This window comes from Aporhodopirellula sallentina SM41, from assembly GCF_000346505.1.
In the GTDB taxonomy this organism is placed as follows: domain Bacteria; phylum Planctomycetota; class Planctomycetia; order Pirellulales; family Pirellulaceae; genus Rhodopirellula; species Rhodopirellula sallentina.
The window spans coordinates 23042-36892 of sequence record NZ_ANOH01000263.1 but is presented as its reverse complement, the minus strand read 5'-3'; the positions used below and the strand labels follow the sequence as shown (position 1 = coordinate 36892).

Here is a 13851-nt window from a genome sequence, read left to right as displayed (position 1 = left end):
AAGATTGAGCAGTCTGATGCAGTGTGGGCTTAGATGGTGTCCATCGCCGTTCGTTGAACCTGATCGAAGACCAATGCTGATACCAGGGTAGCGACTGCGGCAAAGCAAACCGTGTAGGCGATAGAAGTCATTGACACCTCTCCTGCGCCCAGTAAACCGTATCGGGCCATTTCAAAGATCGGACCGAGAGGGTTCCACGAGAGGGCTTTGGCCGCAGCGTTGGGGATCTCAGAAGAAGGGTAGACGACAGGGGTTGCGTACATCAGGAGTTGTACTCCGAATTGCAGCAGGAAGATCATGTCTCGGTATTTCGTGGTCACGGACGAAAATAGCATTCCAAATGACAGACCAAGTGAAGCCATTACGGCAACCAGGAGAGGAATGCATAGGATGTATGCATTGGGCCGAATGTGCCCCAAGTGCCAGTACCATGCGACGCAACAGAGCAGCAGTAAGAACTGAACTAAAAACCGTACAAGGTTCGACAAGACGATCGAGAGCGGCATGATGATGCGTGGGAAATAAACCTTCCCAAAAACATGCGCGTTGTCTTTGAAAACAGTTGCAGTCTTGTTGAAACACTCTGCAAAGTAATTCCAGAACGTCACGCCACATAAGTAGAACGCGAGTTGTGGAACTCCGTCGGTAGACAAGCGGGCGATTCGTCCGAATACCAGCACGTAGATGAGGCTTGTCAGGATTGGTTGAACAAAGAACCACAATGGGCCCAGAAGAGTTTGTTTATAAAACGCGATGATGTCACGTTTGGTGAGCAGGAAAAGTAGGTCGCGGTATTTCCAGATCTCATGGAATGGCAGGGGTGAGACAGCAGAGGAGGGGCTGATTACCCTGTCCCAGGGTTCGGCTTCGTGCGCGCTTTCATCTGGTTCCGTTCTACCGGTCATTGGCTGTGTTCACGGGGAGGGCTTCGCTGCGTCGAGGCGTTCATTTCTGCAGTGATGGACGAACAATCATATCGGGTTGCTGATTCCCAGGGAACGGTGTGTCCATGGGGCCTTGTTCGTGCGGTGGATCGAATTATTTCGCATCAGCAGTGTATTGCCTCTCTCCGGTTAGGGGCTCGGGGAAAAGGCGACAGGCCGAAAGACCAGTCGCCATTTTACTTTGGGGCGGCCTTTCCAAGTGCCGGAGTTTGGACAGGACCGGGGGAGTTTGAGTTGCCGAAGGGCGGGCCCGCGTTTTTCCAATGCGGGATTGGTTCACCTTTGCCGTTCGGATCGGGGCCGAGAATTCCGTGGATTTTGCCTTGCAAATTTGGGAAGTCTCGCTCGCGATACGCTATGATTGCCTTTTGTAATTTGGATGTGAACGTGTTCGTTCTTGCTAGATACATATGAAATCGCCGATTGTTTCAAGTTCTGTTGTTGTCTGCCTGTCTGTCGCGATTGCTGCGGTCTTTCTTTTGACGCTTGCGAGTCCCACGCCTGCCTATGCTGCGGTTGGTGCAGAGGTCAAAGGCACCGTAGATGATGGGGTCGCATACATCGAGAAAAACTTCGGTGTGAAGACGCATTATTCGCTGGAGAATGTGTTTACAGGGGGCTACGGCGAACATGCGCTCATCGCTTACGCCCACATGAAGGTGAAGCATGACCCTGATAGCAGCGTCGTCGCACAGGGGGTGCGGTCAGCACTTACCATCGCGGCGCAACTCGGTGGGCGTGACAACGAGGGGCATGAGAGCAAATTGGTCTATGCCGCCAGTGTTTCTGTGTTGCTGCTGGCCGAGGTGGATCGTGTTAAGTACCGCAAGCAGTTGCAGGTATTTGAGCAATATTTTCGCCGTGTCCAGTACCGAAATGGTGCTTACGGGTATCCGGGGATGCAGCAAGGCGACATTTCTCAGACGCAATATGCCATGCTCGCGCTCTGGACGCTGGATAGGGCCGGCTTTCGAGTCGACTACCCGGGAGTCCAGCGTACTGTCAGTTGGCTGCTCAGGGTTCAAGACACGGGAGGGGGGTGGCCCTACACTGCCAAGGACCCAGGGGGACCTAAACGAATTTCACAAGGTGGTGTTACCCCTTCCATGGCAGTGGCCGGTGGGAGTGCGTTGTTGATCGCGGCAGATATCCTGCGTGCGTGGGGGGAGCAGGAGTCGCAGTTCAATCCTAACATCAAGGGGCTTCCAAAGGGCGTGAAGCTGTTCGTAGAGGGGATGGACAACATTGCTGTGAAGCGGCCCAAGGTGGATTCGGAAGCCATTTTGGCCGCGATCCGAGACTGTGATGCATATCTCAGTAAGAATTCACCGAATCCAGCGGAGAAAAATAGCTCTTGGCCGTACTATCAGCTCTACACCCTGGAGCGATATGAAAGTTTCAAAGAGATCGCACTCAAGAAGAAGCCTGCGCATTCACCTCCGTGGTTCAAGGCAGGGGTGGGCTATTTAAAGGAGCAGAAAAAAGGTTTGGGTTGGGGGGCGCGCTCGTATACAACCGCCCCTGTGACTTCGTCTTTTGCTTTGCTCTTTTTGATTCGTAGTACGCAGCAAGCGATTGAGCAAACTCAGCAAGGGATGCTTGCTGGTGGATTCGGCTTGCCGGATGATACGACGAGCATTCGGGTTGATGGGACTCAGATTAAGGGCGAGCCAGTGGCGGAGGCGGTTACGGACCTGCTCGATATGCTCGAAGGTGAAGACCCAAATGCTCTTGAAGGGAAGTCTCTGCCAGAGGACATGAAGCTGGCAACTGAGCCCAAAGCTCGCAAGGCGCAGATCGACAGGCTTATCCGACTGGTGCGAGGCTCGTCTTCCTGGCAAGCACGACGCGTGGCTGCTCGGTTGCTCGGCCAAAGTGACGAGATGCGTGTCGTTCCCGCATTGATCTTTGCCTTGGATGACCCGGATACCGTAGTTCGGACCTATGCCCGTGACGGTTTGCGATTCATTAGCCGCAAGTTCGAGGGGTTTGGAATGGAAATCCAGCCAGGCGAAAAGCAAGACTACGGTGAACTGCGTCGGGCGCAGCGGCTATGGAGGGAATGGTATTTGACCATGGATCCGGGTTACATATTCGTGAGCAATTAATTGCCGTCGGTGCTGCTTTTGGGCCGGCGAAAGGTTTGTGTTATGTGGTTGTTTCGGGCGATTCTCGGCGCTGTCTTTCTGCTTGTCGCGTTTTCTGGGGGGCTCAAGCAGGCCTTCGCAAATCCATCGGATCGGAATCCGAATGCATCCCTCGCAGTCCACGGGACAATCCCCGAGGCGAAGGCGTTGGCTGCACGACTTTATGCGATTTACGACCGCGTCAGAATCCTAGAACTTGACTCGATTGAGCTCAAAAGCACGCCTAACAAGCTTTCGGGGAAAAAGCTGATGCAGGCTGCGGGTGAAATCTGGAAAGCGTTGCGGGATGCAAAGCACTTGCAGGAAATGGGGGAACCAGCCGGGTTCGATATTCAATCGAAACTCGGTGGTGCTAGGGGGAATATCGTTCATTACGCGGTGCAATGGGGCGCATCAGCGTCTGGGATGAAGACAAAGGCAAAAACGAAGCAACAGCTAGAAAAGTCTGTTCCAAAGCTGCAAAAGCTCGCTGCTAGGGCGCAGAAACTATTGGAAGGCGGGCAGCCGGAGGCCTTCGGTAGCCTAGTCGAGCGGGAGGGGCAACAGCTCGCCGCAGCGCTTTCGTTGTTCCCTCCAAAACAGAAGCCCGCGGCGGAGAAGTATTTGAATTTCTTCAGTAGTGCAGACGATCAGATCGCAGCAGTAAGGCGACAGAGGTATGTGCCCATTGCGGATGCCGCCGTTGCCAAGAATCTTGCGGTGTCGGAACAGTTTGTGGATGGTTTGACGAACGTTTCGAGCGAAATTTCGCAATCAGGAGCGTTTTTAACCGCCGGCGGAGAAACGAAGCCAGCGTCGGAGGCGTTGAGATACATCGTTGATGAGTGGGAGAAAGCTTCGGCGGCAACCATTCGCGCTCACGCAATTAGAGTCGCCTTTATGTCATCAGGGGCAGAACCCATCGGCACCGGCGGTGAATCGGCTGGTTTGGACTCGCAAGCTGGTGATCTGGCATCCAATGCGGTCAACGCAATTGCATCGGTCATTAACGCGATTGCGGGGTGGGCCCCACGGGATCAGGTACCTCTTTTGTATAACCAAATTCTTTTGGATTTGAGTTTGGCTCAGCGTCGGATGGGGAGCCGCGCAGCGGGATTGATTCAAGCGTGCCGTCAGCCGTTAGAGACTCTTGCCAAGAAGGATCCTCAATTCGGGGCCAGCGTTGCAGCTTATGTTCATGCGGTGAGTCCAATGTTGCAGTGGCGGGAGCGATTCGCGGCAAAGAGTGCTGAGGCTCTCCGCAAGCAGTATGTCTCTTCCGCGGCTTTGTTGGTGATGGAGACAGAAACTCCATCGTCGCCAGGGCGTAAGAGCAGGATCGCGCCTGATAGCATCAATCGTCGGGTTAGCTTCTTAATGGATGATACGACGCCTCGATTGGTGGGTGAGCGTGTGTCCGGCCCGGGGGTACTTCGTTTAAGTTCGAACGGTAGGTTGGGGGTCGTGCCTTACGCTAGTGGGCACTACTGCCTGATTGCGTTGCCGATCAATTTGGACGAGGAGCTTGCTGAATTGAAGAAAGCGGTTTTGGTTGACGATGAGCATCCGGCTCTTTCCCTCGACGCAGCCGGCGCGATTTCTGCGGCTGAGATGCAAGAGTTCGAGGCCGTGGGCGGTGTGATTCGTAATGTCACACTGGAGGCTCGGATCGTCCGTTTTGCTGCACTCCCTGACGTGGCGAGTGTGATTCAGCCTCTCGGTACATTGCCCGAGCTTGGTGATTACCGCAACCCGCCATTGAAAGCGGCCTGTTGGCGTTTAGATGTCCAGCCCACGTGGGCTCAGAACCGCTACTTCGTCGCGATGGCCAACTAGCCAATCTCACGTGAAACGCACGTCCTGCGGCGGGGGAACCTAGGCAAACGCGATGTGGGGAAGCCGCATCGCGATTTGTTTTGGGTTTCCGGCTCGCGGTCGCGTTTCTGCGGTTGGCTATTCCGCGGTTGCGACTTCTTGGGGTTTGGGGTCTGCGTTGGGGGTGAGGCGGTAGGCGGCGGCTTGGGCTTGGCGGCTGTAGTCGATGGACTCGCCTAGGATTCGGGCGGCCTCCTGGTCGGCGTGGAAGCCTTTGGAGTTTTCGCTGCTGATGTAATCCAGTCGCCACATCGCTTTGCGTTGCAGGTCTCGGATTGGTTTGAGGTCCTCTTCGGACGCACCGGCTTCTTGGGCGGCGATGATTGCGTCGAGCATGTCGGTCATGGCGACGGCGGCGCGGTCCATCAGGGCTCGGGTGCGGTCTTGGATCGTGTCAACGCGAGCCTGCAGTTCCGATTCCGACACGTGGTGGCAGGTTTGGCAAGCTTTGTTGATGTTCAGCATCGGGCTGCGGACCCAGTGGCTGCTGACTTTGGTGGCCCCTTCTTTTTCGTAGGGCATGTGGCAGTCGCTGCAGCTGACGCCGGCGCGGGCGTGGATGCCTTGGCTCCACAGTTCGAACTCGGGGTGTTGGGCCTTGAAGACTTTTGTGCCGGTTTCTTTGTGGACGTAGTCGTAGAACTCACCACCGGCTCCCGGTGTGCCGTCTTCTCCGGGGAATTCGGTTTCTTCCCATTCTTGCTCGAGGTCTTCGACTTTCAGTCCGTTGCTCCACGGGAACGTCAGAGTCATTTTGTTGGCGCAGTAGTACTCGACGTGGCATTGGCCGCAGACGAACGATCGCATTTCTTGGCGAGTCGCGTGAACGTTCGGGTCATACGGCTCTTTGCTGCCGGATTTACGCCAGCGTGCAATGCTGGGCAGGTGAGGTACGGGATCGTCGCTGTTGGCGAGTTTGGCGATTCCCTCAATGAATCCGGGGCGTGTGACGCGGATCGACATGGTTTCCGGGTCGTGGCAGTCAATGCAGGAGACCGGGTGAGCGGCGCCGAGGTGTGGATCGCCTTCGGCCGCTTGGGTCGTGCCGTCCGGGGTTTTCGTGATTTCGGCAGCGACTTCTTCGTATTTCATTTGGCTGACCGCTCGGAAGCCTTCGACCACGGCTTCTTGAGCGAACGCTTCGCCGAGTTTTTCTTCGGTGGGTTCGATTCCCATCTTTTCCATGCCGATCCGGCGATAAGTCGGGATGATCGAGGCGTGGCAGTGCAGGCAAGCCCCGGCCTGTTGGACGTCGGTGACACGCTTGGTGACCTGTTGATCGCCGAGCATGTAGGCGTGGCCGCGGGCTTCGCGGTAGTCGATGCTGAACGCGTATCCCGCGAAGAGGCGTTTGAGCCAAGGGTCTTTTTCGAGTTTGCTCGGCGGTAGTGCGTGGTTACCGCCGTATTCCGTCCGCTCTGTGTCTGCGGTTCTCAGGTAGGCCTCGTACTGCAGCGGAAAGTTGACGCCCCATGGTTTCGGGTCGGTGCTGACTTCGTTCACTTCGACGAGCCGGACGAACGGTTTGCGGGCTTCTTGCTTGCGTTCGAAAATATTCACGAGCACTGCAACAACCCCAACCGTCGCCAGTGCGACCAAGCCAGTGAGGAGAGCCAGCCAACCGAAGCTGCGTTGATTTTCAGATGCCATCGTCGTGAGACCGTTCTAGGAGCTGTGAAGAAGAGGGGCGAAATCGAGAGAAGGAATGGTGAATTCGAGGGTCATCGACCGGCGTGGCCGACCGACGCGTGGCAGGAGACGCATGATTGCATGTCTCCGCCGCGTTGTTCGGGGAGCATGTTGTGCACAAAATTCTCATGGCACGAAATGCAGGTGCTTTGGGTGACCCGTTTGTTGCGGGGTTTGATTTGGATCGGATTCTTGTAGCCACCGAGCGTGAAGGCGAGCGAATGGAAGAATCCGTTGTCGGCTTTGGTGATCCATTTGCCGATCGGGTGATGCGGCAAATGGCAGTCGTTGCAGACCGCCACGTGGTGGTGGCTGCTTTTTTGCCAAGAGTCCATGTGGTCCTGCATGACGTGGCAATTGACGCACGTTTGCGGGTCATTGCTGAGGTAGCTGGCGCCTTTGCCGTATCCAAAGGTGAACGTGCCCACTCCGGCCAGGATGCCGAGCAGCGTTGCGAAGATGATCGAACCGGTGCCGAAGCGAGGTGACCGGCGTGGCGTGGGAGCCGACGTCGATTCAGCTTCGGGAACGGGATCCTGATTAGGAGTTGGCGACGTCATTCATGCGTCCTGCAAAACGAACGATGTTGAGAAGAGAACTGTATTAGAGCACATCGGGAGAGGGGTTGGGAAGGAAGCGAGCAACTCTTGACGTGTTTCTGTCGGATCGTAACGTTTCCGGTCCGCTATCGCCTTGATCTAAATCAATTAAGCTTCAGAGCATGTCGGACTTAACATCTAGTCGAGGCTGCGAAGCGGTGATCCGGGCAAGCGATTTGTTCGGAGGGCTGGATGATCAGCAGTACGCCACGCTCGAATCCATTTCGGTGCCGGTCGAATTTGCTCAGGGGCAGCAGGTGATGACGCAAGGGCACATGTGCCCCGGGATTTACTTGGTCGACAAGGGATTGGTGCGGGTATTTAGAGTGGGGCTACGGGGCCAGCAGCACGTGCTGCATTTGTGTGGCCCGGGGCAATCCTTTGCAGAGGTAGCCGCGTTTGGTAACTTTGCGTTGCCAGCCAGTGCGACAGCGGTGCAGCGGACCCACTGTGTGCTGATTCCCAACGATGCACTGCAGCGAGAGCTAGCGAGCAACCATGAGTTGTGTCGCAAAATGTTGTCGAGCATGTCTCTATGGGTCCGGCATTTTGTTCAGATGCTCGATGACATCGTGTTGCGTGACGCGATGGAGCGAGTAGCGAGATTGTTGTGCGACGTTCCCTGCGATTCAGAGGGCCGGTTGAAGTTGCCGGGCCCCAAGAAGGATCTCGCCAATCATCTGAACCTCACGAGTGAGACGTTCTCGCGAGTGCTGCGACGACTCAATGAGCAAGGCGTTGTTGACGTCGACTCGGACCGTACGATTCGGGTGCTCGATTCGGAGCGGTTAGCAACCATCGGTGACCTGGCGCGTTGATCAGATAACAACGCCCTTGGGAAATGAATCATGACACAGAGTGATCAAACGGCTGGGCGTTTTTGGTGGGCGACATCGGGAGACATCAACGCGTTTTTTGGCTTGATGTTGGATAACCTTGCGGGGTTGTTGTTGATGGTGGCGTTGTTAGCGGGGTTCGGTTTACCGCCGGAGTTTGCTGTTGCTCACATGGTGCCGGGGACCGCGTTAGGTGTGTTTCTCGGTGACCTCGCGTTCTTCTTCATTGCGTTGTCTTTGGCACGACGTGAAAACCGGACGGACGTCACGGCGATGCCACTGGGTTTGGACACGCCGTCGACGTTTGGGATGATTCTTTTGGTGCTCGGGCCTTCGTTCACCGCGGCGCGGGCGGAGGGGATGGAGGTGGCCGAGGCATCATTGCACACCTGGCACATTGGCATTTGGTGCATTGTGTTTTGCGGGCTCGTCAAACTCGCGTGCGCGCCGTTTTCGCAGTGGGTACGATCGATCGTGCCGCGTGCCGGTTTGTTGGGTTCGCTCGCGGCGATCGCGTTGATCCTGATCAGCTTCTTTCCGCTGACGCACATTCTGGGCTCACCGATTCCAGGGATTTTGGCGTTGGTCATCGTGATGGCGACGTTGATTGGTCACGTGCCGTTGCCTGGCCGGACGCCGGGAACACTCGGTGCGTTGATCGTTGCCGGTGGCGTTTACTATTTGATGTGTTTGTTGGGCGTATTCGGGTACGAGTTTCCTGAACCGGTCACGATTCAGTGGTTTCCAACGGAGTGGTTGTCGAGTTGGCAGGGAGGGTGGATTGATGCGTTGCCCGATGCGATTCCCTACTTACCCTTCGTGTTGCCGTTTGCACTGGTCACCGTCGTAGGCGGAATCGACTGCACCGAGAGTGCGGCTTCCGCAGGAGACGAGTACGACGCGCGGACGGTGATTGGTGTCGAAGCTCTAGCGACGTTGATTGCCGGGTTGTCTGGAGGCGTGATCCAAACGACTCCTTACATCGGGCACCCCGCCTACAAAGCGATGGGTGGCCGGGCGGCCTACACGCTGGCAACGGCATTGTTGATCGGAACGGCGGGAACGGTCGGCTATTTCGCGTGGTTGAACGCGTGGATCCCAGCACCGGCGGTCTATCCGATTTTGGTTTTTGTCGGATTGGAAATCACGTCGCAGACCTTCGTGGCCACGCCCAAGCGACACTACGCGGCGGTGGCGATCGCTTGTTTGCCGGCGCTCGCCTACCTAGCGATTAGTTTGCCGGATCGAATCTTCGGCGACGCGGCGATGTTTTCGGCGGGGTTATCGATGGGCGATTTGGACGGCGGTCCGCTCAAACATGACCTGCAAACACTCCGCATGCTCAGCAATGGATTCATCGTCACCGGTTTGCTGTGGGCGTGGCTGCTCGCGTCGATGATCGATCACAAGATGAAGCTCGCCGCCGGGGTGTTGTTTCTCTGTGCAGGCTTGACGTTCTTTGGCGTGATGCACTCACCACTGCAGGGCAACCGGTTGTTTGTCCCGTTCGGCGTGGCGACCGATAGTCCGCTTGCGTTGCCTGCGGAATCGTTGCCTGCGGTCTTGCAATTCGTTGGCGGATATTTGCTGACCGGGCTGTTCCTGTTGGCATGGGATTGGGTAATGCCGAGCAAGCCCGAGCCAACCGAGTCGGTTGAGAGTGAACACGAAGCGTAGGTAGAGCTCGTGTTCGCAAACAGAGATTTGCGATTCGCCAGGCTTCGGGATCGTTCAGCCTGGGAATCGTTTTCGCAGAGAGATCGCTAGCCGAGTCGATCGGTCGCGATGTGGTAGTGCGGGTCTTCGCTGACGTTGACTTCGACGAGATCGCCGGCCTTGTCGAGAAGATTGCGGCACTCTTGGCTGAGGTGGGTCAGGTGCAGACGTTTGCCCGCCGCCATGTACTTCTCAGATACCGAGTTGATCGCTTCGATCGCCGACTGGTCATAGACACGGGTGTAATAAAAATCGATCACCACGTCTTCTGGGTCGTTCGCAACATCGAACATGTCTTTGAACGATGCGACCGATGCGAAGAACAGCGGTCCGTGTAGTTGGTAGATTTTGCTGCCGAATTCGTTGTATTTGACGTCTGCCGCAATGTGGGTCGCGTGTTGCCAAGCGAACACGAGGGCCGACACGATCACGCCCAAGATCACAGCCGAAGCCAAGTCGTGCATGAAAACGGTGTAGCCTGCGACCAGCACCATGACGAACATATCGCTCGCGGGCATGCGTTTGAACATCTTCAGCGATGCCCATTCGAAGGTGCCGATCACGACCATGAACATCACGCCAACCAACGCAGCCATCGGGATTTGTTCGATCCATCGGGCGAAGAAAAGCACGAAGGCTAGCAAGCAAACCGCAGCGGTAATTCCCGACAATCGACCACGACCGCCCGAGTTAACGTTAATGAGAGATTGTCCGATCATCGCACAACCGCCCATTCCACCGAAGAATCCGCAAACGAGGTTTGCGATTCCCTGTCCGACACATTCGCGGTTGCCTTGACCGCGTGTTTCGGTGATCTCGTCGATCAGCGTGAGCGTCATCAATGACTCGATCAGGCCAACGCCGCAGAGAACGATTGCGAACGGAAAGATGATCCGCAGCGTGTCGAAATTCATCGGTGCGAGCGACTCGTACTCCATGAAGAACGGCATCGGCAGCCCACCGCTGATCCCCGATTCGACTTCGGGAATGATGACTTCCGGTGTGGCGGAATCTGGCGGTGTGAGGCGATCGACTTTGCTTCGGACGACGTCGTCCACGGAGGCCGCTTGAGAGCTGATGAGTGTGAGCGAGGCGTCCGCTGTCACCGTCTCGTTGATGGCGTTGGGTTGCGAGCCGGATTCTTTACGTGCGTCAGCGATCAATGCGGCCTGCGTGTTGGTTTTCAACATGTCACCGACGGTGGCCAACATGTTTTTACCGTCATCGGTCGGCATCGATTGGTTAATGAATACCGACAGAATTGTGACCGTCAGGATTGCCGCGAGCGAAGGCGGGATAGCCGTTGTCAGTTTCGGCAAGAGGTAAATGATCGCCATCGTCAATCCGACCAGCACTAGCATGATCGCGAGCTGGAATCCGCTGAGGAAAACAAGGTCGCCGGCTTCTGATAACGTCTTGAAACTGCCCAACTGGGCGAGCCCAATCACGATCGCCAGTCCGTTGACGAATCCGAGCATCACGCTGTGTGGGACCATCCGGATCAGTTTTCCGAGCTTGCCGATTCCGACCGCAATTTGCAGCACGCCGCAAAGGATCACGGTGGGGAACAGGTACTCGACGCCGTGCTCGGCCACGAGAGCAACGACAACCACCGCCATGGCACCGGTTGCTCCCGAAATCATCCCCGGACGACCACCCGCGATCGCCGTAATCAGGCCGATGAAGAATGCGGAATACAGTCCAATCAGCGGCGACACACCTGCGACGAAGGCGAATGCGATTGCTTCCGGAACGAGCGCCAACGCGACCGTCAGGCCAGAGAGAACGTCGTTTTTAACGGAGTTGGATTGGTGACGAAAGAAATTGAGCATGTCGTTTGAGAAACTTACCTTGAATACACTTCGGGCCTAGGCGAGCGGATGTTAGTCGTCTCGCGGCAAGGGTCAATGTCGATTGACAAAGTGAACTATCGGTTGCAAATCGCAACAGGGGAAGGCAAACCGCGTCAGTGCGGGATGATGCACCGCTAGCGTCTTTCAGTGCGGCGGTGGGCCCCGAACGATGGGGTGTTCGATGCCGAGAGGCTCCGGCCGGAGGCACCAAGAAGTTTTCGCCTTCGGATCAGCCGGCGAATCTGGCGCTCATCGGGTCAGCAAATATGTAGAACAGGTAAATGTGTAGAGCAATCGCTCGAGAGCGTGATGAAGACGATGTAGCCGATGTCGCCAGACTTCGGTGGCTTGAATTTCGGCGAATCCAGCTACCGGGATCGGGCACATCAAATCTCAAAATGCTCAAGCCTTCCGACGCGGCTTGCTGTTCGGGCACCCGGTAGTGGATCTCGTGAAAGATCCTTCCGAATAAGGATCAGCAACAAAATTCACGCTCCGAATAGAGAGCTGACACAAACTCTCGACCCGCCGGATTTCTAGACCCGCCGGTGAATCGATCCGCCGTTCTCTCCGGGCGGTGAAAAGGGATGACAGTGAAAAGGGATGACAGCGAACGGGTGACGGTCATCGGACCAATCTCGATCACGGATAACTCAACGCCGAATGGATCGCGTCGAGAGCAGGATCGCCCGGTGGAGTATCTTCGATGAGCCCAAACGCGATGACTTGGAATAGGAACCGGTTTTTCTCAAAGATCGAACAATCGTATCGCAGTCGTCCGACACCCTCGGCATCACCGGTGACCGAGTATCGAACCAAAGGGACGCCGTGCTCGGTCTTCTCCTCCAGCGATTCGAGGTTTTTGTTGGTCAGTACCATTTGTTGGGCGAGAGTGCCGGCGAGTTCCTTCAGATCGATCACCCCCAATCCCGCATCCTCAACGGATTCGATGATGAGGATTCCCATTCGTTCGCCGTGCTCTTGGTTTCCGTTGTGAATGAGGGCGGCGTTGGCTACTTCGTTGTAGTTGGCTGCCGCGGCTCCGGTCGCAAGCAGCCATTCGCTCGACGGAGCCTTGAGCACCGCGCCGCTGGGACGGTGAAAGTAGCTGTTTTGCCCGTCGGGGCTTCCCATCGATGATTGCAATGCCTGCGATGTCCCACCGGATTGATCGGACCGCCCGATCATTTGTCGACGTGCCACGGGATCGGTATCTTCGCTTAGGAAGCTCACTGCTCCATCGCCCATGAGCACATTAGCCCCACCGACGTGAGTTTGTGATTCGGGTGAAGTATTGATGAATTGGTCGACGTTGATGTCCTGGGGGCTCATCCAAACGACAGCGGCATCGGTCGTCGTTTCGACCACCATGATCGTATTGCTCAGTCCATCGGTGACATCGCGAAAGGCAACCGGGCTCGCTCCAGACAGCATGCCATCCGGATTCACTACCGCAACGTACGTGGTCACGTTGGATTCTTCATCCGCAGAAGGACAATTGAATACGGGAATGGTTTGTTCGCTGAGTGCTAGGTTGGCAGGATCATTCCAGGGGCGGGTTAAGTCGATTTGCTCGTACAACGACTGGTATTCGAGAAATGGCAGCAGCAACGTCCGCCAACTGTGCAAGCGTTGTCCGTTGGCGTCGACGGTGAAGGCGGGCGGTAAGGAATTATAGGCGGCGTGATAGTTGTGCATCGCCAACCCGATCTGTTTGAGGTTGTTGCTGCACGACATGCGTCGGGCTGCTTCGCGTGCCGCCGAGACCGCCGGTAGCAGTAACCCGGCGCACACGCACATCACCGGGAGTGTTGCGACCGCAATGAGCGCGACGATCAGCAGGGTTTGGTTTTTCTTTGGCGGCGGAGGCGTGGTTTGAACCGGCGCGCCGTATGGAGAGGATGGGGAAGGGGCCGGGTTGCCGGGCGAGTTGGGGTGGCTTGAACCGTGCGGAGGAGGCTGTTGCGACATGGCTTCGTTTGTTTACCCGGGATCCTGGAGGCGGAGCGAAGCGTGGGCGCCAACTCAATCGCCAAAGGACCTCAACGCGCCACGTAAGAATTCCCGCGATTGTATCACGGTGCCCCCTGTGGAGGGGGTGGCTAAACGCAAAAAGCTGGGCGTTCACCTGGAACGCCCAGCTCTAAGCAATCAGCCTAATGCCATCAGTAACGACCCGAAGCATGCGGTCACGGACAACCGCAGATTTCCAA

At 56.4% G+C, this 13851-nt stretch carries 9 protein-coding genes; 4 read left to right on the top strand and 5 right to left on the bottom strand.

The window, feature by feature from the left end:
* Nucleotides 1–29 precede the first annotated feature (29 nt).
* Nucleotides 30–905 carry an ABC transporter permease gene (locus RSSM_RS17435; protein ID WP_044302866.1) on the bottom strand — a complete coding sequence of 292 codons (876 nt, stop codon included), beginning with the start codon at nucleotides 903–905 and terminating at the stop codon, nucleotides 30–32.
* Between the two features lie 449 nt (nucleotides 906–1354).
* Here RSSM_RS17435 and RSSM_RS17425 point away from each other — a divergent pair, with 449 nt between their 5' ends.
* The gene (locus RSSM_RS17425; RefSeq protein WP_008681561.1) at nucleotides 1355–3052 is read left to right on the top strand and encodes a HEAT repeat domain-containing protein; all 1698 of its coding nucleotides are present in this window, start codon (nucleotides 1355–1357) and stop codon (nucleotides 3050–3052) included.
* A 42-nt stretch (nucleotides 3053–3094) separates the two neighbouring features.
* On the top strand, nucleotides 3095–4906 hold the full coding sequence (locus tag RSSM_RS17420; protein ID WP_008681559.1) for a hypothetical protein: 1812 nt from the start codon (nucleotides 3095–3097) through the stop codon (nucleotides 4904–4906).
* Nucleotides 4907–5023: 117 nt separating this feature from the next.
* On the opposite strand, the gene RSSM_RS17415 is transcribed toward RSSM_RS17420, so the two are convergent.
* Together RSSM_RS17415 and nrfH are read right to left on the bottom strand one after the other, a co-directional pair.
* A complete protein-coding gene (locus tag RSSM_RS17415; RefSeq protein ID WP_008681557.1) occupies nucleotides 5024–6595 on the bottom strand; it encodes an ammonia-forming cytochrome c nitrite reductase subunit c552 in 1572 nt (523 codons plus the stop codon).
* A gap of 71 nt (nucleotides 6596–6666) precedes the next feature.
* Nucleotides 6667–7194: a cytochrome c nitrite reductase small subunit gene (gene nrfH / locus RSSM_RS17410; RefSeq protein ID WP_008681556.1), complete on the bottom strand. Its 528-nt coding sequence runs from the start codon at nucleotides 7192–7194 to the stop codon at nucleotides 6667–6669.
* 161 nt (nucleotides 7195–7355) lie between these two features.
* On the opposite strand from nrfH, the gene RSSM_RS17405 reads away from it, so the two are divergent.
* Together RSSM_RS17405 and RSSM_RS17400 are read left to right on the top strand one after the other, a co-directional pair.
* Entirely contained in the window at nucleotides 7356–8051 is a 696-nt protein-coding gene (locus RSSM_RS17405; RefSeq protein WP_044302864.1) for a Crp/Fnr family transcriptional regulator, read from the top strand.
* 30 nt (nucleotides 8052–8081) lie between these two features.
* Nucleotides 8082–9746 carry a hypothetical protein gene (locus RSSM_RS17400; RefSeq protein ID WP_008681552.1) on the top strand — a complete coding sequence of 555 codons (1665 nt, stop codon included), beginning with the start codon at nucleotides 8082–8084 and terminating at the stop codon, nucleotides 9744–9746.
* An 86-nt stretch (nucleotides 9747–9832) separates the two neighbouring features.
* On the opposite strand, the gene RSSM_RS17395 is transcribed toward RSSM_RS17400, so the two are convergent.
* Both RSSM_RS17395 and RSSM_RS17390 read right to left on the bottom strand, forming a co-directional pair.
* Nucleotides 9833–11617, bottom strand: coding sequence for a SulP family inorganic anion transporter (locus tag RSSM_RS17395; RefSeq protein ID WP_008681549.1), 1785 nt, complete (start codon nucleotides 11615–11617; stop codon nucleotides 9833–9835).
* 663 nt (nucleotides 11618–12280) lie between these two features.
* The gene (locus RSSM_RS17390; protein ID WP_008681546.1) at nucleotides 12281–13609 is read right to left on the bottom strand and encodes a DUF1559 domain-containing protein; all 1329 of its coding nucleotides are present in this window, start codon (nucleotides 13607–13609) and stop codon (nucleotides 12281–12283) included.
* Between the last annotated feature and the right edge of the window lie 242 nt (nucleotides 13610–13851).